At 68.8% G+C, this 22,532-nt stretch carries 23 protein-coding genes; 15 read left to right on the top strand and 8 right to left on the bottom strand.

Annotated elements, in window-relative coordinates:
* Window positions 1-326: 326 nt before the first annotated feature.
* The 6 genes from phnN to MTBUT4_RS13730 all read right to left on the bottom strand — a co-directional run bounded on the left by phnN (window position 327) and on the right by MTBUT4_RS13730 (window position 5,917).
* The gene (gene phnN / locus MTBUT4_RS13755; protein ID WP_173980262.1) at window positions 327-884 is read right to left on the bottom strand and encodes a phosphonate metabolism protein/1,5-bisphosphokinase (PRPP-forming) PhnN; all 558 of its coding nucleotides are present in this window, start codon (window positions 882-884) and stop codon (window positions 327-329) included.
* Between the two features lie 8 nt (window positions 885-892).
* The gene (gene phnE / locus MTBUT4_RS13750) at window positions 893-1,687 is read right to left on the bottom strand and encodes a phosphonate ABC transporter, permease protein PhnE (RefSeq protein WP_173980261.1); all 795 of its coding nucleotides are present in this window, start codon (window positions 1,685-1,687) and stop codon (window positions 893-895) included.
* A gap of 67 nt (window positions 1,688-1,754) precedes the next feature.
* A complete protein-coding gene (gene phnD / locus MTBUT4_RS13745) occupies window positions 1,755-2,771 on the bottom strand; it encodes a phosphonate ABC transporter substrate-binding protein (protein WP_173980260.1) in 1,017 nt (338 codons plus the stop codon).
* 35 nt (window positions 2,772-2,806) lie between these two features.
* Window positions 2,807-3,673, bottom strand: a complete 867-nt coding sequence (phnC, locus tag MTBUT4_RS13740) for a phosphonate ABC transporter ATP-binding protein (protein WP_173980259.1) — start codon at window positions 3,671-3,673, stop codon at window positions 2,807-2,809.
* 172 nt (window positions 3,674-3,845) lie between these two features.
* Entirely contained in the window at window positions 3,846-5,303 is a 1,458-nt protein-coding gene (locus tag MTBUT4_RS13735) for a DUF294 nucleotidyltransferase-like domain-containing protein (RefSeq protein WP_173980258.1), read from the bottom strand.
* Window positions 5,300-5,917, bottom strand: coding sequence for a hypothetical protein (locus MTBUT4_RS13730; RefSeq protein WP_173980257.1), 618 nt, complete (start codon window positions 5,915-5,917; stop codon window positions 5,300-5,302). The genes MTBUT4_RS13735 and MTBUT4_RS13730 overlap by 4 nt, the downstream gene beginning before the upstream one ends.
* A gap of 281 nt (window positions 5,918-6,198) precedes the next feature.
* On the opposite strand from MTBUT4_RS13730, the gene MTBUT4_RS13725 reads away from it, so the two are divergent.
* The 5 genes from MTBUT4_RS13725 to MTBUT4_RS13705 all read left to right on the top strand — a co-directional run bounded on the left by MTBUT4_RS13725 (window position 6,199) and on the right by MTBUT4_RS13705 (window position 10,338).
* Complete coding sequence (locus tag MTBUT4_RS13725; RefSeq protein WP_173980256.1) at window positions 6,199-6,468, top strand: DUF4212 domain-containing protein; 270 nt, start codon at window positions 6,199-6,201, stop codon at window positions 6,466-6,468.
* A gap of 22 nt (window positions 6,469-6,490) precedes the next feature.
* On the top strand, window positions 6,491-8,326 hold the full coding sequence (locus MTBUT4_RS13720; RefSeq protein ID WP_173980255.1) for a sodium:solute symporter family protein: 1,836 nt from the start codon (window positions 6,491-6,493) through the stop codon (window positions 8,324-8,326).
* Between the two features lie 70 nt (window positions 8,327-8,396).
* A complete protein-coding gene (locus MTBUT4_RS13715) occupies window positions 8,397-8,723 on the top strand; it encodes a hypothetical protein (RefSeq protein WP_173980254.1) in 327 nt (108 codons plus the stop codon).
* Window positions 8,720-9,019, top strand: a complete 300-nt coding sequence (locus MTBUT4_RS13710; protein ID WP_173980253.1) for a hypothetical protein — start codon at window positions 8,720-8,722, stop codon at window positions 9,017-9,019. The genes MTBUT4_RS13715 and MTBUT4_RS13710 overlap by 4 nt, the downstream gene beginning before the upstream one ends.
* A 146-nt stretch (window positions 9,020-9,165) precedes the next feature.
* A complete protein-coding gene (locus tag MTBUT4_RS13705) occupies window positions 9,166-10,338 on the top strand; it encodes a hypothetical protein (protein ID WP_173980252.1) in 1,173 nt (390 codons plus the stop codon).
* Between the two features lie 157 nt (window positions 10,339-10,495).
* Here the strand turns inward: MTBUT4_RS13705 and MTBUT4_RS13700 are convergent, their stop codons facing one another.
* A complete protein-coding gene (locus MTBUT4_RS13700; protein ID WP_173980251.1) occupies window positions 10,496-10,822 on the bottom strand; it encodes a TusE/DsrC/DsvC family sulfur relay protein in 327 nt (108 codons plus the stop codon).
* 91 nt (window positions 10,823-10,913) lie between these two features.
* On the bottom strand, window positions 10,914-13,292 hold the full coding sequence (locus MTBUT4_RS19830) for a PAS domain S-box protein (protein ID WP_173980250.1): 2,379 nt from the start codon (window positions 13,290-13,292) through the stop codon (window positions 10,914-10,916).
* A 405-nt stretch (window positions 13,293-13,697) separates the two neighbouring features.
* On the opposite strand from MTBUT4_RS19830, the gene MTBUT4_RS13690 reads away from it, so the two are divergent.
* The 10 genes from MTBUT4_RS13690 to MTBUT4_RS13645 all read left to right on the top strand — a co-directional run bounded on the left by MTBUT4_RS13690 (window position 13,698) and on the right by MTBUT4_RS13645 (window position 22,180).
* Window positions 13,698-14,693 carry an FAD:protein FMN transferase gene (locus MTBUT4_RS13690; RefSeq protein ID WP_254434863.1) on the top strand — a complete coding sequence of 332 codons (996 nt, stop codon included), beginning with the start codon at window positions 13,698-13,700 and terminating at the stop codon, window positions 14,691-14,693.
* Window positions 14,694-14,698: 5 nt separating this feature from the next.
* Window positions 14,699-15,211 (top strand): SoxR reducing system RseC family protein, encoded by a 513-nt coding sequence (locus MTBUT4_RS13685; RefSeq protein ID WP_173980249.1) that lies wholly within the window; start codon window positions 14,699-14,701, stop codon window positions 15,209-15,211.
* Window position 15,212: 1 nt separating this feature from the next.
* Complete coding sequence (gene rsxA, locus MTBUT4_RS13680; RefSeq protein ID WP_173980248.1) at window positions 15,213-15,794, top strand: electron transport complex subunit RsxA; 582 nt, start codon at window positions 15,213-15,215, stop codon at window positions 15,792-15,794.
* 13 nt (window positions 15,795-15,807) lie between these two features.
* On the top strand, window positions 15,808-16,386 hold the full coding sequence (locus tag MTBUT4_RS13675; RefSeq protein WP_173980247.1) for an RnfABCDGE type electron transport complex subunit B: 579 nt from the start codon (window positions 15,808-15,810) through the stop codon (window positions 16,384-16,386).
* 13 nt (window positions 16,387-16,399) lie between these two features.
* A complete protein-coding gene (gene rsxC / locus MTBUT4_RS13670) occupies window positions 16,400-17,887 on the top strand; it encodes an electron transport complex subunit RsxC (RefSeq protein ID WP_173980246.1) in 1,488 nt (495 codons plus the stop codon).
* Window positions 17,884-18,960, top strand: coding sequence for an RnfABCDGE type electron transport complex subunit D (locus MTBUT4_RS13665; RefSeq protein WP_173980245.1), 1,077 nt, complete (start codon window positions 17,884-17,886; stop codon window positions 18,958-18,960). The genes rsxC and MTBUT4_RS13665 overlap by 4 nt, the downstream gene beginning before the upstream one ends.
* Window positions 18,957-19,556, top strand: coding sequence for an electron transport complex subunit RsxG (gene rsxG / locus MTBUT4_RS13660; RefSeq protein WP_173980244.1), 600 nt, complete (start codon window positions 18,957-18,959; stop codon window positions 19,554-19,556). Before MTBUT4_RS13665 ends, rsxG begins: the two co-directional genes overlap by 4 nt.
* 1 nt (window position 19,557) lies before the next feature.
* The gene (locus MTBUT4_RS13655) at window positions 19,558-20,238 is read left to right on the top strand and encodes an electron transport complex subunit E (RefSeq protein WP_173980243.1); all 681 of its coding nucleotides are present in this window, start codon (window positions 19,558-19,560) and stop codon (window positions 20,236-20,238) included.
* A gap of 4 nt (window positions 20,239-20,242) precedes the next feature.
* Entirely contained in the window at window positions 20,243-20,533 is a 291-nt protein-coding gene (locus tag MTBUT4_RS13650; RefSeq protein WP_173980242.1) for an RnfH family protein, read from the top strand.
* A 99-nt stretch (window positions 20,534-20,632) separates the two neighbouring features.
* Complete coding sequence (locus MTBUT4_RS13645; protein ID WP_173980241.1) at window positions 20,633-22,180, top strand: sensor domain-containing diguanylate cyclase; 1,548 nt, start codon at window positions 20,633-20,635, stop codon at window positions 22,178-22,180.
* The last annotated feature ends 352 nt before the right edge of the window (window positions 22,181-22,532 follow it).

Here is a 22,532-nt window from a genome sequence, read left to right as displayed (position 1 = left end):
GATCCAACCTGATAGCTGAATCCGCCTCTAAATCAATAAATTAGAGCGCGGCGCCCGCGGACGCACGGCGTCCCGCTCTCGCGCATTAGCGCTGATTAAGGTCATTCCCTATCCGTAGCCTCATCCTGAGGAGAGCGCGCCGCGCTCGTCTCGAAGGATGAGGCGGGCCATGGGCGCCGGTGCGACGGGCCTCGTCCTTCGAGACGCCGCCTGCGGCGGCTCCTCAGGATGAGGCCCGAATGAGGGCGCAAATCAGCGCCACTGGGAAGAGGCGTTCTAGGGTNGGCGCAGGCCACACCCTAATTGAGTGCGGACCCTAGGGGCGCTCAACCCCGCGCCAAATCCCGCAGCGCCGCCAGGAAGGCCTCGACGCCCTCGCTGACGCTGCCGTCGTTGACCACCACCCGGACATCGGCTCCCTCGGGCGGCGGCACCGCGGCGCGCTGCAGCCGCAGCAGCACGTCGTCGGCGCTTTCCCGGCCGCGGGCGGCCAGGCGTTCGGCCAGCACCGTGGGCGGGGCGGTGACCACCACCACCCCCACCGGCCGCAGCCGGGCGCGGGCCTCGTCGACCACGGCGCGGGAGACGTTGGCCACCACCGCCTGGCCCAACCGGCGCAGCTCCTGCACCGAGGCCGGAATGCCGTAGGCGAGGCCGTGGGCGCGCCACGAGAGGACGAAACCGCCGGCCGCCTCGGCGCGGTCGAACTGGTCGGGGCTCAGGCAATCGTGATCCTCGGCCTCGGGCCGCGCCTCGCGGGTCACCACCCGGCGGGCGAAGGCGATGCGGGGTTCGTCGGCGAGGCGGCGGCGCGCCTCGTCCATCAGGGTGTCCTTGCCGGCCCCCGAAGGGCCGACCACCAGGATCAACGGCGCCGCCGCCATGCCTTGCCTCAGATGAACAGCTTGCGCAGCTGGGCCGAAGCCACGTCCAGCAGCGACACGGTGGCGATGATGATGATCATCACCGCGCAGGTCTCGGCGAAGTAGAAGCCGCGGATGATTTCCCACAGCACCACGCCGATGCCGCCGGCCCCGACCATGCCGACCACCGTAGCCGATCGCACGTTGGATTCGAAGCGGTAGAGCGAATAGCTGATCCACAGCGGCATCACCTGCGGGATGATGCCGTAGACGATCTCCTCCAGCACGCCCGCCCCGGTGGCGCGGATACCCTCCACCGGCCGCGGGTCGATGGCCTCGACCGCCTCCGAGAACAGCTTGGCGAGGATGCCGGTGGTGTGGATGAACAGCGCCAGCACGCCGGCGAAGGGACCCAGGCCCACCGCCACCACGAACAGCATGGCGAAGACCATCTCGTTGATGGCCCGCAGCGCGTCCATCACCCGGCGCACCGGCTGGCGCACCCAGACCGGGGCCACGTTCTCGGCCGACAGCAGGCCGAAGGGAATGGCGAACACCACCGCCAGCACCGTGCCCCAGACGGCGATCTGGATGGTGATCAGGGTTTCCTCGACGTAGTACCGCCAGTCGCGAAAATTGGGCGGGAAGAAGTCCGAGGCGAAGGTGGCCATGTTGCCGGCATCGGCGATCAGCGCCAGCGGCCGGATCTCGGCGCCCTGCCACGACCAGGCCAGGACGGCGAAGGCCAGGCCGTAGACCAGCAGCTTGAGCAGCGAGGTCCGGGGCGGATGCAGAGAGGGGGCGGAAGCTGGAGACGTGGTCATGACCGGCCTGACGGGAAAAGGAAGGGGCGGGCGGCGCACCGGCCGGCGCGCCGCCCAAGACGAAGGTTTACTTCTTGGCGGCCTGCATCATCGCCATCTTCTTCTCGAGGGCGGCCAGCTTGCCGTTGATCTCGGCCAGCTTGGCCGCCTTCTCGGCCGCCGGCAGGGTGGCGTCGGCTTCGAGCTTGCTCTTGGACTTGAACAGTTCGAGCTGGCGGATGGGCAGCAGCTGGTCGTCGTTGGAGGGAAGGAACGGCCCCCACTTCAGGCCGCCCAGCACCTGGACCTCCTGCTTCACCTGCTCCTGGCTCTTGCCCGGAGCCGGCACGCCGTAGGTCATGAAGAAGGTGTAGACCTTCTCGCTGATGTCCTTGGGCAGGTCCTTGCGCCAGACGATGGGATCGGACGGAATCAGCGGCGAGGTCCAGATGATCTTGATCTGGTTGAACTTGTCCGGCTGGCGGTCCTTGATGCGATCCAGGTTCTCGTTGTTGTTGGTGGCGGCGTCCACCTGCTTGTTGGCCACCGCCAGGGCGTTGGTCTCGTGGTTGGCGGAGACCACCCGCTTGAACACCTTCTTGGGATCGGTGATGCCGTTCTGGGCGAACACGTAGTAGCCCGGCACCAGATAGCCCGAGGTCGAGTTGGGATCGCCGTTGCCGAACGACAGCTCGGGAGCCTTCTTCAGCAGCTCGGCCACCGAGCTGATGGGCGAGTCCTTGTGGACGAGGACGTGCGACCAATAGCCGGTGCCGCCCTGGGGATCGGTGCTCTGGGCGAAGATGGCGCCGCCCGAGCGGTCCACCGCTTCCATCGCCGACTTGTTGCCGAACCAGGCCACCTGGACCTTGTTGAAGCGCATGCCCTCGATGACGCCGGCATAGTCGGGCGCGAAGAACGGCCGCACCTTGAGGCCGGTCTGCTTCTCCATCGCCTCGATGAAGGGCACCCATTCCTGCTTCAGGTTGGTGGTCGACTCGGTCGAGATGATGCCAAAATTGAGGGTCTCCATGGCGCTGGCCGAGGTGGCGGCAAAGGTCCCGACGGCGGCCGCCGCGGCAAGGGCGATGTGGGTGATCTTCATGGACAGGTGCTCCCGGTGGTGGAGGTTGAAAGGGGTCAGCCGGCCAGGGCGGCGGCGTGGCTGGTATGGATCCCGGTGACGAAGGAGGCCGAGCCCTGGACGCCCTCGATGCCGTCCAGTTCGTCGACCTCGGAGCCGTAGAGGTCGCGCAGCAGCTGCGGCGTCAGCGCCGCAGAGGGACCGTCATAGACCACCCGCCCGGCCTTCAGCGCGACGGTGCGGGGGCAGAAGCGGATGGCGAAGTCGACCTGATGCAGCGACACCACCACGGTCACCTTGTCCTCGGCATTGATGCGGGCCAGGGATTCCATCACCCGGCGCGAGGATTCGGGGTCGAGCGAGGCGATGGGCTCGTCGGCCAGGATGATCTCGGCCTTCTGCACCAGGGTGCGGGCGATGGCGGCGCGCTGCTGCTGGCCGCCCGACAGCGCCGAAGCCCGTTCCCAGGCCTTGTCGGCGATGCCGACGCGGTCGAGGGCATCGAGCGCCAGCCGGCGGTCGGCCTCGGGGAAAGCGCCGGTCAGCGAGCGCCACAGCGGCATGCGGCCCAGCGTGCCGGTCAGCACGTTGGTCATCACCGGCAGGCGGCCGACCAGGTTGAATTGCTGGAAGACGAAGCCGACCCGCGCGCGGATGGCGCGGATGTGCCGCGACGGGCGGCCGCAGCTCTGCACCGGCTTGCCCAGCACCTCGATGCTGCCGAGGTCGCGGTCGCCCAGCGTCAGGCCGGTGACGTGGCGCAGCAGCGTCGATTTGCCCGAGCCCGAGGCGCCGATCAGCGCCACCATCTCGCCCGGCCGGATCTCCAGGCTGACCTCGTCCAACGCCTTGCAGCAGATGAATGATTTGCTGAGCCGCGTCACCTTGATCGCGGGTTCGACCACCGACACGGCGGCATCCATGCTCCACCTCGAACACCTTCACTGGCGGCGCATTCTATTGGCGGTCGATGACGGAAATATTTGGAATGGATGACGCTTGGATGACAATTGCCGTCAGCAAAGTAACGGAACTTCCGTTTCCCTCGTCCACCAAATTAATGTGGACGAATTTATCATTGGTATGGTCGCGATGCTATACCGTCGACAGCGCGTTCTGCATCACCCAGGTCAGCGCGTTGATGGACTTGAAGGCCCCCTTCAGGCGGGCGCGGTCGGCCTTGCCCAGGCGCTTGGGATCGATCCGGTTGGACAGCGGCAGGCCGGCGGCGAGGTCGGCCAGCTGCTGGCGCACCAGGGTGCGCACCATCAGTTCATGGTTGTCGCGGAACGACTGCGCCTCGTCGGCGTTCATGTGGCCGCCGGCGGTCAGCCGGGCCAGGCGCTCGCCGGTCCCGGTGGCCTCGATGCGGTGCTTCAGCGCCAGCATGCGCACCGCCGCGGTCAGCGGCAGCAGGCCCGAGGTCTTGAGGTCGAGGCGCCCGTCCTTGGTGACGAACTGGCCGAACAGCCCCAGCGGGGCGCGGATCTGGCCCGCCGCCTGGGCCATGGCGTGCAGGAAGTGGGGCGAACGGGCGGCCTGGTCGCGCAACGATTCGCGCACCGCCCGGGCCAGGGCGCGGTCGCCATAGGCGGGCCGGAAATCCACGAAGATGTGGACGTTGAGCAGTTCCGACCCCTGCGGCTCGCGGATCCAGCGGGCGATGCGCTCGCTCCAGCCGGCGACGGTGTTGCGCCATTCCGGGTTGCGGGCCATGACGCCGCCGTGGCAGTTGGGGATGCCGGCTTCGTGCAGCATGTCGCACATGCGCGCCCCCAGCTCGGCGTACCAGGGGTCGTCGGCGGCGCTGCCGGCATGGACGATGGCGTTGTCCTGGTCGGCCCCGAACAGGCTCTCCCGCCGCCCGCCCGACCCCAGCAGCAGCACGCAATAGGGCGCCGGTGCCGTCCCCCAGCCGTCCTCGGCCATGGCGGCCTGGGCCAGCTCGGCCGCCCGCGCGGTGAGATCGCGCAGCACCGAGCTGGTCACCGCCGCGATGCCCAGGCCCTCGACCCCATCGGCGATCAGCTCGGACGCCAGCTCGGGCAGCTTGGCCCGGGCCGCCGCCAGATCCTCGGGGCCGGTGGCGACGTTGACCTCGTCGCCGATCATCAGGGCGGTGGCGGCACGCTGGCGCAGCAGGCCGCGGGCGGTGACCATGCCGATTCCGGCCCCGGCCTCATCGACGGCGACCAGATGGCGCACCTTCAGGCGGTCCATGCGGCCCATGGCGAGATAGACGAAGGCGTCGTCGCGCACCGTCGCCACCGGGCTCGACATCACCATGCCCAGCGGCACGTCGGCGGCGGAATTGCCGTGGGCGGCCACCGCCTTCAGCACGTCGCGCTCGGTGACGATGCCGACCGGACGCCCGGCCTCGTCGGCCACCACCAGCGAGCTGATGCCGCTGCCCGACATGCGCCGGGCCGCCTCGGCGATGGTGGTGCCGGGCCGCGCGACGGCCAGCGGCGCGCCCATCACCGCGCTGACGCGGTGGCGGTAGGGGAAGCTTTCGATGCGGGCCAGCGACGTATCGGCGTGGGTGTCGGTCATGGGCTGTCCTGATGGAGGGCGGCGACGATGGCGGCCTTGTCGGCGCGCTTGGAAAGCTCGTCGAAGAAGGTGACGTGGCCGAACCGCATCAGGTTCTGCACCACCTCGAAATCCTCGCGCCGGAGCGAGGGGTGGACAGGAAGGGAATCGAAGATGCGGCGGGCCGTGTCGAAGCCCACATTGGCCGGCGGGATCGGCTCGGCCATGCGTGAACGCGCCAGCCGGGCGCGCATCTCCGCCTTCTCCGCGCTCCAGCCCTCGGGGCCGCGGCCGGGATGGGGCTGGGCGTCGAGCATCCCGTCATAAACGGCGAGGACCCAGGCCGCCAGCGCCTCCTCCCCGGCCCCTGCGGCGGCGGGACGCAGGAAGCCCTCGGCGACCAGGCAGATGTCGGCGGCGACCAGGCCGTAGGCCGACCAGCGGCACTCGTCCAGCGCCGCCAGGAAGCCGGCCTCCTTGAACAGCAGGTCGTGGTTGGCGCCGGCCTTGGTGCGGCAATAGCCGGTGGTGGCCTTCTGGGCTACCCGTGCGGATTCGGTGGCGATGAAGCCGGCCAGGTCCTCGGGCGTCCGGATCGGCGGCGGGGCCAACCACGCCGCCAGGTTTTTCAGCATCTTGCACTCCTCGCCCGGGCCAAGAACAGGCTTGCCGCCCTTATGCCATCCATCCCACCCCATTGTATAGGGGCGTCGTGATCATTTCATTTTCAAGCAACTCACGAGCCGTCTTGTTATCACGTTCTTCCGATGCTATCAAAGGCGACATGGTGTCAATGCCTTGTCATCATGCTGCGACTGCGAAACGGCAAGGCCACAAGAATAATAACGGCACTTCCATTTGGCTCAGGCGGCCGGGACCACCGGCCCCAGCGGGGACAACAACGGAGGAGACGTAGATGTCCAACCAACCTTTGACGCCGGAACGCGCCCAGGAATACTGGAAGCGCACCTCCGGCCTGATGTGGCTCATGCTCGGCATCTGGTTCGTGACGAGCTTCGTGATCCACTTCTTCGCACCGACGCTGAACACCATCAGCTTCATCGGCTTCCCGCTCGGCTTCTACATGGCCGCGCAGGGTTCCCTCATCATCTTCGTCGTCGCCATCTTCTGGTTCGCTTCCAAGCAGAACCAGATCGACGAAGAGTTCGGCGTCGCCGACGAATGACCGGGCGCAAGGAGTGACCGAAATGAGCGGCAAAAGCACGAGCTTCATCGACAATCTGGGCAAGGTCTACGCCTATTACACGGGTGGCTTCGTCACCTTCACCATCGTCCTCGCCATCCTCGAGCAGATGGGCGTACCCAACAAGATCATCGGCTACGCCTTCATCTTCCTGACCATCGGCGTGTACGCGCTGATCGGGGTGCTGTCGCGCACCGCCGAGGTGTCGGAATACTATGTCGCCGGACGCGTGGTGCCGGCCTTCTACAACGGCATGGCCACGGGCGCCGACTGGATGAGCGCGGCGTCGTTCATCGGCATGGCCGGCACCCTCTACATGCTGGGCTATGACGGCCTCGCCTTCGTGCTCGGCTGGACCGGCGGCTACGTCCTGGTGGCCATCCTGCTGGCCCCGTACCTGCGCAAGTTCGGCCAGTTCACCGTGCCCGACTTCCTGGGTGCCCGCTACGGCGGCAACGTCGCCCGCACCATGGGCGTCATCGTCCTGATCACCGCCTCCTTCGCCTATGTGGTGGCGCAGATCTTCGGCGTCGGCATCATCGCCTCGCGCTTCCTCGGCATCTCGTTCGAGCTGGCGGTGTTCGTCGGCCTCGCCGGCATCCTGGTGTGCTCGATGCTGGGCGGCATGCGCGCCGTCACCTGGACCCAGGTGGCGCAGTACATCATCCTGATCACCGCCTACCTGATCCCGGTGGTGTGGATGTCGGTCAAGCTGACCGGCATTCCGATCCCGCAGCTGATGTACGGCCAGGCCCTGGCCAAGATCACCGCGCTGGAGCCGGCCCTGGGCATCGCCAAGGGCCACGTCGCGGCCTTCTCCAACGCCAAGGGCCAGTTCGACATGCTGGCGGCGGTCAACTTCTTCCTGCTGATCGGCTGCCTGATGATCGGCACCGCGTCGCTGCCCCACATCCTGATGCGCTACTTCACCACTCCCTCGGTGAAGCAGGCCCGTCAGTCGGTGGGCTGGTCGCTGTTCTTCATCTTCCTGCTGTACTTCACCGCCCCCTCCTACGCGGCCTTCGCCAAGCTGGAGGTCTACCAGAACGTGGTCGGCCTGGGCATCGACCAGCTGCCGCAATGGGTCAAGGCCTGGGGCCAGGTCGGTCTGGTCGGCGCCTGCGACGCCGCCAACGCCGCCGAGAGCTTCGCCATGTGCAAGGGTGTCGTCGGCAATGCCGACGGCGTGCTGCAGCTGGCCGAGTTCAAGATCCATCCGGACGCCATCGTGCTGGCGACCCCGGAAATCGCCGGTCTGCCCTATGTGGTCGCCGGCCTGGTGGCGGCGGGCGGTCTCGCCGCCGCGCTGTCCACCGCCGACGGCCTGCTGCTGGCCATCGCCAACGCCCTGTCGCACGACGTCTACTACCGCATGATCGACCCCAAGGCCGACACCAAGAAGCGCCTGATCGCCAGCCGCGTGCTGCTGATCTGCGTGGCCATCGTCGCCGCCTACGTGGCGTCGCTGAAGCCGTCGACCATCCTGTCGATGGTGGCCTGGGCCTTCTCCATCGCCGCGTCGGGCCTGTTCCCGGCCCTGGTGATGGGCGTGTGGTGGAAGCGCACCACCAATGTCGGCGCCGTCGCCGGCATGATCGTGGGCTTCGGCGTGTGCCTGTACTACCTGATCACGACCCAGTTCTACGGCGCGCCGCTCTGGTTCGGGATCAAGAACATCTCGTGCGGTGCCTTCGGCATCCCGGCGGCCTTCCTGGTGACCTACGTGGTCAGCCTGATGACCCCGGCGCCGTCGCAGGAGATGCAGGACTTCATCGACTCGATCCGCGTGCCGAAGGGCGACGTGGTCCTGGCCGATGCGTCGCAGGGCATCGACAAGTAATACCCTCCACGGGTAACCTTCCGGGGCGGGGTCCGCAGGGACCCCGCCCCAATCTTTTCCGGGACCCCCCATGACCGCCTCGCCCGATTTCGTCTTCGGCTACATCCCGTTCTGGATCGTCGCCTACGGCACCGCCGTCGTCGCCTGGAGCTGCGTCGGCCGTTTCATGCTGGAACTGTTCCTGCCGCCCAATTCGTCCAACTACATCCTGCGCTGGTTCCATCTGCTGACCCAGTGGGCGGTGGTGGGGGTGCGGGTCTTCACCCCGGCGCTGTTCCACACCCGTTACCTGCTGCTGATCACCGCCTATTGGGCGTTCGTGGTGCGCTTCGTGCTGACCACCATCCTGCTCAATTACGGCCTGGTGCCCCTGGTCTCGAAGGGAGCCGCGCCATGAACCCCAAGACCCTGTTCGTGGCGGTGCTGGCCATGACCGCCCTGGCCGGCTTCACCTCGCCGGCCCTGCTGTGGGTGTTCCAGCTGGCCGGCTTCTGGCTGCCCGACTTCATGGCCACCCCGGCCTTCGCCCTGTACGGCACCTCGCTGATCGTGTCGGTGTCGGTGCTGCTGATCTCGGGCCTGCCGGTGGCGGTGTTCGAGCGCGTCACCGGCCGCACCGAGAGTGACGCCACCTCCATGCTGATCTGGCTGGGCGGCGCCGGATTGCTGACCCTGCCCGGGATGACCGGCTGAGCGCCGCTTCGGTTATCAGCCGTTCACAATCGGTTGGCGGGCACTTTACGCACAGGCACAACTTCCGTAACACGATGGGCATATGATCGACACCATACAGGCTCAGCCGCCCCGCCGGGGCGGCCGCCTGTAATGGGGAGGTTGCCATGAAGCATGAAGCCGGCTTCACCGACGCCGCCGGCTTTCGCCGGGTCGTCGCTAGCACCGTGTCCTCCGGAGTGGCGGCCAGCTTCGGCCGCATGCACCTGGTGTCCATCCGCCCGGCCGATGCCGGCGAGAACTGGGAGCGCCTGCTGCCCAAGGCCGCCGCCATCGCCGAGAACATCCTGCGCCACCGCCTGGCCTCGGACGATTCCTGCCTGACCCTGGGGCCGGGCCGCTACCTGCTGCTGTTCCCCGGCCTGGACGAGGCCGAGGGCGCGGTCAAGGCCGCCGCCGTCGCCCAGGAGATCCGCAACCGGCTGGTCGGCGACGCCCACCAGGCGGTGGACATCCAGACCTCGATCCTGCCGCTGTCCTCGCTGGACACCGCCGCGCCCGGCGAGGACCCCATCGAGGGCATGCAGAAGGCGCTGGCCTCGGCACCGCCGCCGGCCGGTGCCATCGCGCTGTCGGTGGAATACCAGCCGGTGTGGGAAGCCCATGCCGGCGGCGTGGTCGCCAACCGCGCCCGCATCCGCCGCGACTTCGCCGGCCAGACCATGTACGAGGCGGCGGTGATGCTGGGTGGCGAGAACGATCCGCTGGCGGTGGCGGTGAACGATGCCATGGCCGCCGCCGCCGCCGCCTGGCCCGACGGCTTCGGCCCGCTGTTCCTGCCGCTGCAGATCAACGTCCACAGCCTTGCCCTGCCGGGCGGGCTGGACGCGCTGGCGCGGCGCCTGGCGGGCAGCCGCGGAATTCGCGGCCGCGTCGTGGTCGAGCTGTCGGGGACGGTGGCCGACATCGGCCGGCCGCAGCTGCGCGCCGTCACCGACGCGATCCACGCCATCGGCGCCGAGATCGCGGTGCGGGTGGTGCCCGAGCGGGCCACCGCCGCCTTCCTGCGCGACTGCGGCGTGCGCTATCTGTGCCTGAACCACGCCAAGGCCAAGCTGGCCGGCTTCACCGATTCGGCGGTCTACGCGCTGTTCACCGTGGTCGCCCGCGAGATCGAGGATCTGGGCTTCGAACTGTGCATCTGGAACACCGCCACGCCGCAGGACGTCAAGCGTGGCGCGGCGCTGGGCTACGGCCGCTTTTCGGGGGCGCCGATCGGCCCCACCGCGCCGCTGCCGACCCGGCCGCGCCCGCTGGCCGCCGACCGGGTCTTCGCGTGACGGATTGACACGCTGTCGGTGCCCCCCTTCCGTCGTTCCCGCGAAGGCGGGAACCCAGGAGTCGCGGACACGCTGTCGCAGCACCCCTGGGTCCCCGCCTGCGCGGGGACGACGTTTCCCATGGCCGAGCAGACCTGCCGGCCGGGGTGAACCGGGCTCAGTACCCGCCCTTGCGCTTGGTCTCGGGCAGGCCCGCGACCTTGCCGGCCTGCTTGGACGGCTGCATGGGGAACAGGTCGTAGAGGTCCTTGGTGGCGACCGATTCGCCCCACTTCTCGGACATGGCCTTGACCATGGCGCGCTCGTTGGGCTGGTGGCCGTTGTTGTCGAAGAATTCGTCGCGCAGGAAGGCGATGATGTCCCAGTGGCGCTGGGTCAGCTCCAGGCTCTCGGCCTTGGCGATCTCCCTGGCGATGTCCTCGTTCCAGTCCTCGGTGTTCAGCAGGTAGCCCTTGTCGTCCTTCTCAAGGTCCGCGTAGCCCATTGGCGCCCTCCCTGGCGTCGGTTGAACATTGTGTGGAGCTAATATAATTCGAACCCGGGCGCTTGCCCATAGGGTCCTGCCGCCGAAAGCGTCATCTCCGTTTCGGCAGGCAGAAGCGGACGGTGCAGCCGGGACCGTCGTTGCCCTCGAGCCAGATACGGCCGCCATGGTTCTCGACGATCTTGCGGCAGACCGCGAGGCCGATGCCGGTGCCTTCGTACCGCTCGTGGCCGTGCAGCCGCTGGAAGATGCCGAAGGCGCGCTCGCGCTGGTCGGGGGCGATGCCGATGCCGTTGTCGCGGATCGCGATTTCCCACGCCGGGCCGGCATCGCGCCAACTCACGGCCACCACCGGGCTGGTGCCGGGGGCGCGGTACTTCAGCGCGTTGCCGATCAGGTTGAGGAACAGCCGCGCCAGCTCGCTGCGCACCCCGGATACCACCGGCAGGCCCTCGGGCACGGTTACTTCGCCCTGGGAGTCCGCCACCGCCGCCTGGAGATCGTGCAGGGCTTCCTCGGCCACTTCGCCCAGGGGCACCGGCTCGGGGGCGGCATCGGAGCGTCCGATGCGGGAATAGGCCAGCAGGTCGGTGATGAGTCTGTCCATGCGCTGGGCGCCGTCGCGGGCGAAATGGATGAACTGGCGCCCTTCTTCGTCCAGCAAGGCTTCGATGCGGCGTTCCAGCAGCGAGACGTAGCTGCTGACCATGCGCAGCGGCTGGCGCAGATCGTGCGACGCCACATAGGAGAACTGCTCGAGCTCGGCGTTGGAGCGGGCCAGTTCCTCGGCCTGGCGGGCAAGCCGGCTGTTGGCCTCCACCAGCTCGTCGGCGGCCTTCTTGCGGAAGGTGATGTCCTCCTTGATGCCGACCAGATGGACCACGTGGCCGAACTCGTCGACGATGGGGGCGATATAGGCGGTTTCCCAATAGAACTCGCCGTCGCGCTTGCGGTTCTTCAGTTCCCCCCGCCAGGGCCTGCCGGTATTCACCGTGTCCCACAGATCCTGGTAGACCTCGACCGGCGTTTCGCCCGAGGCGATGATGCGCGGGTTCTGCCCGATCACCTCGTCCTTGGCGAATCCGGTCACCTCGGTGAAGCGCTGGTTGACGTATTCGATGGTTCCGTCCGGCGTGGTCACCACCACCGAGACCGGGCTTTGCTCCACCACCTGGGACAGCAGCCGCAGCCGCACGTTCATTTCCGCCTGGTCGGTGATGTCGGTGCCGCTGCCGCGATAGCCCAGGAAGATTCCGTCCTCGCCGAAGCGGGGCATGCCGCTGACACTGATCCAGCGGTTGCGGTCGGCTCCCGCCCTGATCCAGTAGCGGAAATCGCGGAAGCGGCGGTGCGCCCCGAGATCGTCGATGTGCGCCCTCCACTGGGCGGCATCGATCTCGTTCTGATCGGAGGCCACGTCCCAGCGGCGGCGGCCCAGCAGGGGGGCCGAGGGGATGCCGACGACATGCTCGAACGACGGCGAGAACCAGACGAAGCGGTGATCGGGATCGGTCTCCCAATACCAGTCGGTGGCGGCTTCGGAGAATTCGCGCAAGCTCGCCTCGCGGTCCGACAGCTCGCGCACCACCGCCTGCAGCCGCCGCCGCCCGGCCTCGGCGCGCAGGCGGGCGATCACCAGCGCATGGGTCAGCGCCGCCATCAGCAGCGCGGCGAATAACGCCACCGCCTGCAGCCAGGCCAGCCGGACGGGATCGCCCTGCCAGCCGGCCTCGGGCAACGCCGCCATCTGCCAGGTGCCGCCGGGAACGCTGAGGGTCAGGAGCACCGCCTTGGCCTCGAACAGCTCGGGCGAGCCGAAGAAGACCGCCCCCCTCTCGCCCAGGCCGTCCCGCCCACGCAATGCGAAGCGGATGCCGCCGACCGTCGGGGCCATGCCGATCTCGGCGAACAGGCGGTCGGGATCGAGGACCAGGCTGAGCATGCCCCAATAGGTATCGCCGAGATAGACCGGGGTGCGGCTGATCAGCCCGCGGCCGCCCTGGACCAGGTCCACCGGCCCGGCCAGCACGGTGGCGCGCTCGTCCATGGCACGCTTGACCGCCGGCCACTGCCTGGGCAGATCGGGATAGTAAAGCCCGATGGCGCTCTCGTTGCCGGTGCGAGGATGAATCCAGGTCAGACGGTTGCCGGGCGCCAGGCCGACATTGCGCAGGTGCCGCCCGTGGGAGAACACCGAAGCCAGCGCCACCTCGACCCCGGCGGTGCCCTCGGGATTGGCGCTGACATAGGCGATCAGTCCGTTGGCCAGGTACAGGTTGGATTTCAGCTCGCCTTCGAGGCGCGAGAACATCAGGGCCGCTTCGCGGGTGACGTTGCCGCGCAGTTCCTCGACCTGACGCTGCCGTTCCAGGCTCAGCCCGACCGACAGCAGCGCGAAGAACAATGCGAAGACCGCCAGCGCGGGCAAGAATCGGCCCCAGCCCACCGCCGCGTCCCCGATCGGCCGCACGACACCAACCCCTGCCTGATCCGTCACCCGGCGCTCCGCTTTCGTATTACGAAAGGAAACACTATACCCCGGGGCCTGTGCATACCACGGCGTTTCCCCGCCCCCAGCCCCGAGGCCGCCGCATTGCTGAAATATTTTCGTATTGTGCGGCGCACCAATTGGGATATGCTCAGGGCAAACCTTAGTCCAGTCCGCCCATTCGGCGGCGCCGACATGTCGGCGGAACGTCTCGTCGTAAGACCCCTATGCGAGGCGGCGGGGATGTGCGATATCAATATTAGAGAACGATAATATAAACACAAAAAAATTATGGGTATTCTGGCACAGGCGTTGCTTTCCCCTCGTTTCGGGATGTCGGAACCAACGTTTCGTGTCGCGATGTCTTCAAGAGCCTGGAGGGGCTGAATGATGACCGTCCGTATGACCCGCCGCCGCACCATCGCGGTCCTTGCCGCCGCCGCCGGGCTGCCGCTGGCGCTGAATGCGGGCGGCGCCCGCGCCGGAATGGTGCGCTGGGACGGCACCGCCCTGGGCGCCGTCGCCAGCATCCAGCTGCACCACCAGGACGAGGCCAGGGCCCGCGCCGCCGTTGACGCCGCCCTATCCGAACTGGCCCGGCTGGAGGCCATCTTCAGCGTCCACCGCGCCGATTCCGCCATTTCCGCCCTGAACCGCGACGGCCGCCTCGATGCCGCCCCGGCCGAGTTCGTCGAACTGCTGCAGCGCAGCCTGTCGCTCGCCGCCGCCAGCGAGGGTGTCTACGACCCGACAATCCAGCCGGTGTGGATGTTGTATTTCCGACACTTCACCCAGCGCAGCCCCAATCCCGCCGGCCCCGCCGCCGCCGACCTGGCCCGCGCGGTCGCGCTGGTGGACTGGCGCGGCGTGCACATCGACGGCGACCGGGTGTCCTTCGCCCATCCCGGCATGGGCCTGACCCTCAACGGCAGCGCCCAGGGCTACATCACCGACCGCGTCGCCGAGGTGCTGCGCGGCCACGGCTTCGACCGCGTGCTGGTCGACATGGGCGAGCCCCGCGCCCTGGCGGCCAAGCCCGACGGCTCGGCCTGGCGCATCGGCATCGCCGATCCCTCCGATCCCACCCGTGCCCTCACCGAGGTGTCGGTGGTCGATGCCTGCGTCGCCACCTCGGGCGGCTACGGCACCATGTTCGACGCCGCCGGCCGCTTCACCCACCTGATCGACCCGCGTAGCGGCCGCACCGCCCCGGCGCTGGAGGGAGTGTCGGTGATCGCCGCCACCGCCACCGCCGCCGACGGCCTGTCCACCGCCCTGCTGCTGGCCCCGCCCGAGAGCCGCCGCCGCCTGCTGCAGGCCGGCGGCGGGCAGCGCGCCATCTACGTCACCCCGGCCGGGGTGACGGCGACGGTGGACGCCTGACGCCCATGCAGGCTTCATCCTCCTTTCCCGCCTATGAGGGCGGCGACCTGATCGAGGGCTTCGCCCGCGTCGTCGCGCTGGACGGCGCCAATGCCTGGCTGGAGCCCGAGCAGAAGACCAGCTGCGGCAATTGCCATGCCTCGGCCGCCTGCGGCACCACCGCCGCCAGCCCGGGCTGGCTGAAGGCGCGGCGCTTCCGCATCGCCAACGATGCCGATCTGGCGGTGGGCGAGCGGGTGGTGGTCGGCATTTCGGCGGCCTCGCTGCTGAAGGGCTCGCTCACCGCCTATCTGCTGCCGCTGATCACCATGCTGGCGGCCGGGGTGGCCGCCGACCGCCATTACGGCGACGATCTGTCGGCCGCCATGGGCGCCCTGCTCGGGCTGGCCGGCGGCCTGCTGCTGGCCGGCCGCCTGGCCGGCCGGCTGTCGGTGAGCGGCGACCTGGCGCCGCGTTTCCTCCGCCGCGTCCCCGGCATGGCGCCAGGGACCGAATGCCAAACCGGGCAGGGAGCCTGACATGCGCGACGCCCTCCTGCTGTTCGTCAGCGCCGCCCTGGTCAACAACGTGCTGCTGGCCCGTTTCCTCGGCCTGTGCTCGTTCATGGGTGTCACTACCAAGCTCAGCACGGCGGTCGGCATGGGCGCCGCCGCCAGCTTCGTCATCACCGTCTCGGCCATGGGCGACTGGGCGATCGAGCATTTCCTGCTCAAGCCCTTCGACCTCGGCTATCTGCGCACGGTGACCTTCATCCTGGTGGTGGCCTCGGCGGTGCAGTTCACCGAGGCGGTGATCCGCAAGGTGTCGCCGGTGCTGTTCCAGATGCTGGGCATCTACCTGCCCCTGATCACCACCAACTGCGCCGTGCTCGGTGTCTGCCTGCTGCTGGTCGACGCCAATTACGGCTTCATCGACAGCGTCATCTTCGCCTTCGCCTCGGCGGTGGGCTTCAGCCTGGTGATGGTGATGTTCGCCGGCCTGCGCGAGCGGCTGGCCCTGGCCGAGGTGCCGGCGGTGTTCGCCGGCATGCCCATCGGCCTGATCACCGCCGGCCTGCTGGCGCTGGCGTTCATGGGTTTCTCCGGCATGGGTGCCAATTAGGAGGGGTTGCGGCATGTTGATCGACGTCGGCAGTCTCGCGGTGATGGGTGTGGCCCTGGGTGGCCTGCTCGGCTATGCCGCCAAGAAGCTCGCGGTCGAGGAAGACCCGCTCGAGCAGGAGCTCCAGGCCATGCTGCCCGGCTCGCAATGCGGCCAGTGCGGCTTCGTCGGCTGTTCCCAGTTCGCCGCCGCCCTGGCCAAGGGCGAGGCGCCGGTGACCGGCTGCGTTCCCGGCGGCAAGGCGCTGGCCGAATCGCTGGCCGGCAAGCTCGGCATCGATGCCGACCTGACCGGGCACGAGGACCCGGTGCCGCAATACGCCGAGATCCGCGAGGATCTGTGCATCGGCTGCCTGCGCTGCATCGCCGAATGCTCCACCGACGCCATCGTCGGCGCCCCCAAGCACATGCACACCGTGGTGCTGGACGCCTGCCACGGCTGCGGCAAGTGCTTCGCCATCTGCCCGACCGAGGCCATCAAGATGTGCACGGTGCCGGTGACCCTGGGCACCTGGCATTGGGACAAGCCCAACACCGGCGCCACCGCCTCCGCCAACGCCAACGCCAACGCCAACGCCACTGGCGTGCATTGAGGAGCCCGCGGCGATGAAGCTGTTTCCCGTCCGGGGCGGCATCCACCCCAGCTACCGCAAGGAGCGCACGGCCGAGGCGGCCATCGTGGCGCTGCCGCTGCCGGCCAGCCTCTACATCCCGCTGCAGCAGCACATCGGCGCCCCCGCCGAGCCGCTGGTGCAGGAGGGCGACCTGGTGGGCAAGGGTCAGCTGATCGCGCGCAGCGCCGGGACGGTCTCGGCGCACCTGCATGCCCCCACCTCGGGCCGCATCAAGGCCATCGCCGAAGCGCCGGCCCCGCACCCCTCGGGCCTGCCGCAGCGGACCATCGTGCTGGAGCCGGACGGCAAGGACGCATGGGCCGACACCCTGCCGGCACCGGTCCGCGATCCCTTCGCCGTCGATCCCGAGGTGATCCGCGACCGGGTCGCCGCCGCCGGCATCGTCGGCCTGGGCGGCGCCGCCTTCCCCTCGGCGATCAAGCTCAACCTGGGCACCCAGTCGCGCATCCACACCCTGCTGATCAACGGCGCCGAGTGCGAGCCCTACCTCACCTGCGACGACCGGGTGATGCGCGAGCACGCCGACGAGGTCATCGACGGCGCCCGCATCATGGCCTATGCCCTGGGCGCCGACCGCATCGTGGTCGGCATCGAGAAGAACAAGCCGCAGGCGCTGGCGTCCATGCGCGACGCCTGCGCCGCCTTCCCCAACGTCGACGTGGCGGCGGTGCCGGTGCAGTACCCGATGGGGTCCGAGCGCCATCTGACCCAGGCCATCACCGGGCTCGAGACCCCCGCCCGCCGCCTCACCGCCGAATTGGGCGTGGTGGTCCACAACGTCGGCACCGCGCGGGCCGTGCACCATGCCGTCCGCTTCGGCCGGCCGCTGACCGACCGGGTGGTGACGGTGAGCGGCGGCGCCGTCGCCGACGCCAAGAACATCCTGGTGCCGCTGGGCACCCTGGTGTCCGAGCTGATCGCCTTCTGCGGCGGCCTGACCGTGCCGCCCCGGCGTATCGTCAATGGCGGCCCGATGATGGGCCTGCCGCTGCCCAGCCTGGACGTGCCGGTGATCAAGGGCACCTGCGGCATCCTGGCGCTGACCGCCGACGAGACCAACGAGCGGCCGGCGCAGCCGTGCATCCGCTGCGGCAGTTGCGTCACCGTCTGCCCGTGCGGCCTGGTGCCGGTGGAGATGTCGGCCTACATCCGCAACGACCGCCTCGACGACGCGGTGCAGGCGGGCCTGATGGACTGCGTCTCGTGCGGCAGCTGCTCGTATGTCTGCCCGTCCTACATTCCGCTGGTCCACTACTTCAACTACGCCAAGGGCAGCGTCGCCGCCAAGGAGCGCGAGATGCGCAAGCTCGCCTCGGTGAAGACCCTGGCCGAGGCCAAGGCGATGCGCCTGGAGCGGGCCGCCCAGGCCAAGCGCGAGGCGGCCGCCCGCAAGGCGGCGGAAAAGGCGGCGGCCGAGAAGGCCGCGGCCGAGGCGGCGGCAGCGGAGACCGCGCCATGAGCAGCATCCTGATCGACAAGAGCGCCCCGTTCACCCATGCGCCCACCTCGGTGTCCCGGACCATGGTCACCGTGCTGGCGGCGCTGGTCCCGGCCACCGCCTTCGACCTGTGGCTGTTCGGCTGGCCGGCGCTGTTCCTGTTCCTGGTCACCATCGCCGCCTGCGTGGCGTTCGAGGCCGCCAGCCTGGCGCTGGGCGGCCGCACGCTGCGCCCGGCCCTGACCGACGGCTCGGCGGTGCTGACCGGCTGGCTGCTGGCCATGACCCTGCCGCCCTGGGCGCCGTGGTGGATCGGCGTGCTGGGCGCGCTGTTCGCCATCCCCCTGGCCAAGCACGCCTTCGGCGGACTGGGCCAGAACGTGTTCAACCCGGCCATGGTCGGCCGCGTGGCGCTGCTGGTGTCGTTCCCGGTGCAGATGACGCTGTTCGTGGCGCCGCAGCCGCTGTTCAGCGCCGGCGCCCCCGGGTTCGTCGATGCGCTCGGCATCACCTTCGGCAGCGGCGCGCTGGACACCATGAGCGCCGCCTCGGCCCTGGGCCACCTCAAGACCGAGCTGTCGCGCGGCATTCCGGTCAACGAGACGCTGCAGCACATGCCCGGCCTGATGGATACCGTGCTGGGCATCCGGGTCGGCAGCATGGGCGAGACCTCGGCCGTGCTGGTGCTGGCGGGCGGTCTGTTCCTGCTCGCCCGCGGCGTCATCTCGTGGCACATCCCGGTGACCGTGCTGGGCACCATCTTCGCCCTGGGCACGGTGTTCAACCTGGTCGATCCCGGCCGCTTCGCCCCCGGCAGCTTCCACCTGCTGTCGGGCGCCACCATGCTGGGCGCCTTCTTCATCGCCACCGACTACGTCACCTCGCCGGTGTCGCGGCAGGGCCAGTTGGTCTACGGCTTCGGCATCGGCCTGATGACCTGGGTCATCCGCACTTTCGCCGGCTATCCCGAGGGCATGGCCTTCGCCGTCCTGCTGCTGAACGCCATGACCCCGATCATCGACAGCCATTTCCGCCCGCGCACCTTCGGTCGCACCCGCAAGGGCGATCCCCTGCCGCTGAAGAGGGAGCCATGAGCCGCCACATCGCCATCCACGGCGTCATCCTGGGCGGCGTCTGCCTCGCCTTCGGGGCGCTGATGACCGGCGTCCACATGGTCACCGCCGAGCCCATCGCGCTGCGCGCCATCGAGGCCAAGCAGGCGTCGCTGGCCCAGGTGATTCCGGCCGCCCTGCACGACAACGATCCGTCGACCGACCACCTCACCCTGGCCCGCGCCGACGGCAAGGCCGTCACCGTCTACCGCGCCACCAAGGCCGGCAGCGTCACCGGGCTGGCCTACGAGGTCTCGGGCAGCGGCTATGCCGGCGAGATCAGGCTGATGATGGGGGTGGATGCCGAGGGCCGGCTGCTCGGCGTCAGCACCCTGTCGCACAAGGAAACGCCGGGCCTGGGCGACAAGATCGAGGCCAAGAAGAACCCCTGGATCACCCGCTTCGCCGGCCTGTCGCTGGGCGAGCCGCCGGTCGAGAAGTGGAAGGTGAAGAAGGACGGCGGCCAGTTCGACCAGTTCTCGGGGGCCACCATCACCCCGCGCGCGGTGGTGGGCGCCATTCGCGGCGGCCTGGAATTCTTCGCCGACAACAAGTCCAAGCTGCTGGAGGCGCGCTGACATGATCTACAATTACAGGCGCATCGCCCGCGACGGCATCTGGGACAACAACGGCGTGTTCGTCATGATGCTGGGCCTGTGCCCGGCCATGGCCATGAGCAACAGCGCCACCAACGGCTTCGGCATGGGGCTGGCGACGGCGCTGGTGATGACCGGTGCCAACGCCCTGGTCTCGGCGCTGCGCCATGTGGTCAGCCACGAGGTGCGGGTGCCCGCCTACATCACCATCGTCGCCGCCACGGTGACCTCGGTGGACCTGGCCATGAAGGCCTACATGCCGGCGCTCTACAACGTGCTGGGCCTGTTCATTCCGCTGATCGTCGCCAATTGCGTCCCCTTCGCCCGCATCGAGGCGTTCGCGTCCAAGTCGCCGATCCTGCCGGCCGCCGCCGATGGCCTGTTCATGGGACTGGGCTTCACCCTGGCGCTCACCGTGCTGGGCGCCTTCCGCGAGGTGCTGGGCTCGGGCACCCTGTTCGCCGACGCCTCGCTGCTGCTGGGGCCGGCCTTCAAGGCGATCGAGATGCGCCTGTTCCCCGCCGAGGCGGGCGTGCTGCTGATGATCCTGCCGCCGGGCGCGTTCATCGGCACCGGCATCCTGCTGGTCGGCAAGCGCCTGATCGATGCCCGCATGAACCGCGGCATCCAGGCCGGCACCGCCCATTGCACCGTGGAGGGCTGACGCCATGAAGGTCGGAGTGGTCTATGCCAAGCCGGGCCGCCAGGCCTGGCTGAATGTGGAAATCCCCGAGGGCGCCACCGTCCGGGACGCCATCGAGAAGTCGGGCATCCTGCGCCAGTTCCCCGAGATCGACCTGGAGACCCAGAAGGTCGGCATCTTCGGCAAGGTCTGCGAGCTGACGGCACCGCTGGAAGACGGGGCACGGGTCGAGATCTACCGCCCCATCACCTGCGACCCCAAGACGGTGCCGCGCCGGGCCAAGCCGGGAGCCGAGGCGCCGGCGGCCGAGGGGTAAGCCCCCACCCTTTGTATGACATTCGGCAAGCGTTAATACGGAGGCATTTACCTCTCCGAAGGGGTGGTGGATCGGCGCCGGCCGTGCCACCCTGACGCAATGCAGCATGACGTTTGCGACATTTCTCCGCAGGTACGTTTCCAGGGCTGGCTGACCATGGTGGTGCTGACCGCCGCCATCCTCGCCACCTTCGCCCTGCTGGCGTGGCGCGACATCGAGAACCGCTATGCCGCCGCCCGCCAGGGGCTGGACACCACCTGGTTCATCGGCCGCAACGTCGCCGAGCGCTTCCACCACATCGATCGCGAGCTTGACGCCCTGGCCCAGGCGCTGGGCGAAAGCGGCGCCGAATCCCTCGGCCGCCACGAAACCTGGGAGCGCATGGCCCACATCGTGCGCAGCACGCCGCACGTGCGCTCCATGGGACTGAGCGACGCCCTGGGACGCATCGTCCAGAGCAGCGAGAAGGAGGGCGGCTATCCCGGCATCAGCGTCGCCGACCGCGAGTACCAACGCCGGCTGCTGGCCGATCCCGGCCAGGGCGTGGTGATCATCCCGCCGTTCAAGAGCCGGATCCACGGCGAGCTGGTGGTGGGCCTGGCGCGGGCGATCCGGGGCCGCGGCGGCCGCGTCCTCGGCACCGCGGTGATCACCGTCGCTCCCAGCGCCTTCGACCTGTTCGCCAGCCTGCCCAACCTGCCCAGGGACAGCGCCATCGCCATCCACCGCCGCGACGGCATCAACCTGTTCCGCGCGCCGGTCCTGGCCGAGCAACTGGGCCAGGACCTTTCCGGCACCACCCTGTTCGCCAAGGCGCTGCCCGAATCGCCCAGCGGCTACCTGTTCACGCCGCCCAAGGGCAGCGTGGTGGACGGCACCGCCCGCCTGCTCGCCTACCGCGCACTGGACGAGTGGCCCCTGGTGGTGGTGGTGGGCATCCGCAAGGACGAGATCACCGCCGGCTGGCTGCACGACTGGGGGCGCAACGGGGTGCTGGTCGGCATGGCGCTGATCGGCTTCTCGTGGCTGGCGCTGGCGGTGCAGCGCCAGGCGACCGGCCGGCTGGAGGCCGAATTGCGGTTCAGTCGCCAGGAACTGGTCACCCGCGCCAAGGTGGAGAGCGAGTTGCGCCACTGGGCCAGCACCGACCCGCTGACCGGCATCGCCAACCGCCGCTTCTTCATCGAGTCGCTGGACCGCGAATTCGAGCGGGCGCAGCGCTACGGCCGCCCCCTGGGGGTGTTGGTGCTCGACGTCGACCTGTTCAAATCCGTCAACGACCGCTTCGGCCATGCCGCCGGCGACGAGGCGCTGAAGATCATCACCCGGGTGTCGGTGGACTGCCTGCGCGAGTCCGATCTGCTCGGCCGCCTGGGCGGCGAGGAATTCGGGGTGCTGCTGCCCGAGACCGGGCTGGCCGGCACCAGCGAGACCGCAGAACGGCTGCGCGCCGCCGTGGCGGCGGCGACCTTCATTGTCGACGGCGAGGCACGGCCGCTGTCGGTCAGCATCGGCTGCGCCGTCCTGGACGGCGATGCCGACCTCGACCGGCTGCTGGCACGCGCCGACAAGGCGCTCTATCGGGCAAAGGCAGGCGGGCGCAATCAGGTGACGGTTGAGCCGCCCGATCCCCACCCGCCGCACTGATGCCCACCCGTACTGATGTATGTCAAAGCCATGCCTGGACGATGCTGCTAAGGTGGTCGCCATAAAGACCTAACGCGGGGGAAGTATCCATGGTCCTCGACACCGACGCCATCATCGCTCTCGGTTTCATGGTCAGCATTCTGGTGGTCACCGGCGCGCTGGCCTATTTCGTCGTCACCCGCCTGAAGCGCTAAGGCTTCCCGGCGCACCAGCGCCGGTCCAAGCGAGCGAGCGACCGTCGGCGAACGTGCTTCCGGGCAACCGGAATGGCGTTACCGGGGGTTGTTTGCGCTTTAGAATATCTAGCCTGAAATCTGCAACACCCTCCGTCGTCATGGCCGGGCTTGACCCA

Source organism: Magnetospirillum sp. UT-4, from assembly GCF_902729435.1.
Taxonomy (GTDB): Bacteria; Pseudomonadota; Alphaproteobacteria; order Rhodospirillales; family Magnetospirillaceae; genus Magnetospirillum.
The sequence above is the reverse complement of the archived record's forward strand: the minus strand, read 5'-3'. Positions and strand labels throughout refer to the sequence as shown.

Coding starts and splice junctions, on each gene's coding strand:
- phnE (WP_173980261.1), bottom strand. CDS start 1,687: ATGACCACGTCTCCAGCTTCCGCCCCCTCTCTGCATCCGCCCCGGACC.
- MTBUT4_RS13650 (WP_173980242.1), top strand. CDS start 20,243: ATGAAGGTCGGAGTGGTCTATGCCAAGCCGGGCCGCCAGGCCTGGCTG.
- rsxA (WP_173980248.1), top strand. CDS start 15,213: ATGCGCGACGCCCTCCTGCTGTTCGTCAGCGCCGCCCTGGTCAACAAC.
- MTBUT4_RS13655 (WP_173980243.1), top strand. CDS start 19,558: ATGATCTACAATTACAGGCGCATCGCCCGCGACGGCATCTGGGACAAC.
- MTBUT4_RS13685 (WP_173980249.1), top strand. CDS start 14,699: ATGCAGGCTTCATCCTCCTTTCCCGCCTATGAGGGCGGCGACCTGATC.
- rsxC (WP_173980246.1), top strand. CDS start 16,400: ATGAAGCTGTTTCCCGTCCGGGGCGGCATCCACCCCAGCTACCGCAAG.
- MTBUT4_RS13710 (WP_173980253.1), top strand. CDS start 8,720: ATGAACCCCAAGACCCTGTTCGTGGCGGTGCTGGCCATGACCGCCCTG.
- phnN (WP_173980262.1), bottom strand. CDS start 884: ATGGCGGCGGCGCCGTTGATCCTGGTGGTCGGCCCTTCGGGGGCCGGC.
- MTBUT4_RS13645 (WP_173980241.1), top strand. CDS start 20,633: ATGCAGCATGACGTTTGCGACATTTCTCCGCAGGTACGTTTCCAGGGC.
- MTBUT4_RS13700 (WP_173980251.1), bottom strand. CDS start 10,822: ATGGGCTACGCGGACCTTGAGAAGGACGACAAGGGCTACCTGCTGAAC.
- rsxG (WP_173980244.1), top strand. CDS start 18,957: ATGAGCCGCCACATCGCCATCCACGGCGTCATCCTGGGCGGCGTCTGC.
- MTBUT4_RS13720 (WP_173980255.1), top strand. CDS start 6,491: ATGAGCGGCAAAAGCACGAGCTTCATCGACAATCTGGGCAAGGTCTAC.
- MTBUT4_RS13730 (WP_173980257.1), bottom strand. CDS start 5,917: ATGCTGAAAAACCTGGCGGCGTGGTTGGCCCCGCCGCCGATCCGGACG.
- MTBUT4_RS13675 (WP_173980247.1), top strand. CDS start 15,808: ATGTTGATCGACGTCGGCAGTCTCGCGGTGATGGGTGTGGCCCTGGGT.
- MTBUT4_RS13705 (WP_173980252.1), top strand. CDS start 9,166: ATGAAGCATGAAGCCGGCTTCACCGACGCCGCCGGCTTTCGCCGGGTC.
- phnD (WP_173980260.1), bottom strand. CDS start 2,771: ATGAAGATCACCCACATCGCCCTTGCCGCGGCGGCCGCCGTCGGGACC.
- MTBUT4_RS13715 (WP_173980254.1), top strand. CDS start 8,397: ATGACCGCCTCGCCCGATTTCGTCTTCGGCTACATCCCGTTCTGGATC.
- phnC (WP_173980259.1), bottom strand. CDS start 3,673: ATGGATGCCGCCGTGTCGGTGGTCGAACCCGCGATCAAGGTGACGCGG.
- MTBUT4_RS13690 (WP_254434863.1), top strand. CDS start 13,698: ATGATGACCGTCCGTATGACCCGCCGCCGCACCATCGCGGTCCTTGCC.
- MTBUT4_RS13665 (WP_173980245.1), top strand. CDS start 17,884: ATGAGCAGCATCCTGATCGACAAGAGCGCCCCGTTCACCCATGCGCCC.
- MTBUT4_RS13735 (WP_173980258.1), bottom strand. CDS start 5,303: ATGACCGACACCCACGCCGATACGTCGCTGGCCCGCATCGAAAGCTTC.
- MTBUT4_RS13725 (WP_173980256.1), top strand. CDS start 6,199: ATGTCCAACCAACCTTTGACGCCGGAACGCGCCCAGGAATACTGGAAG.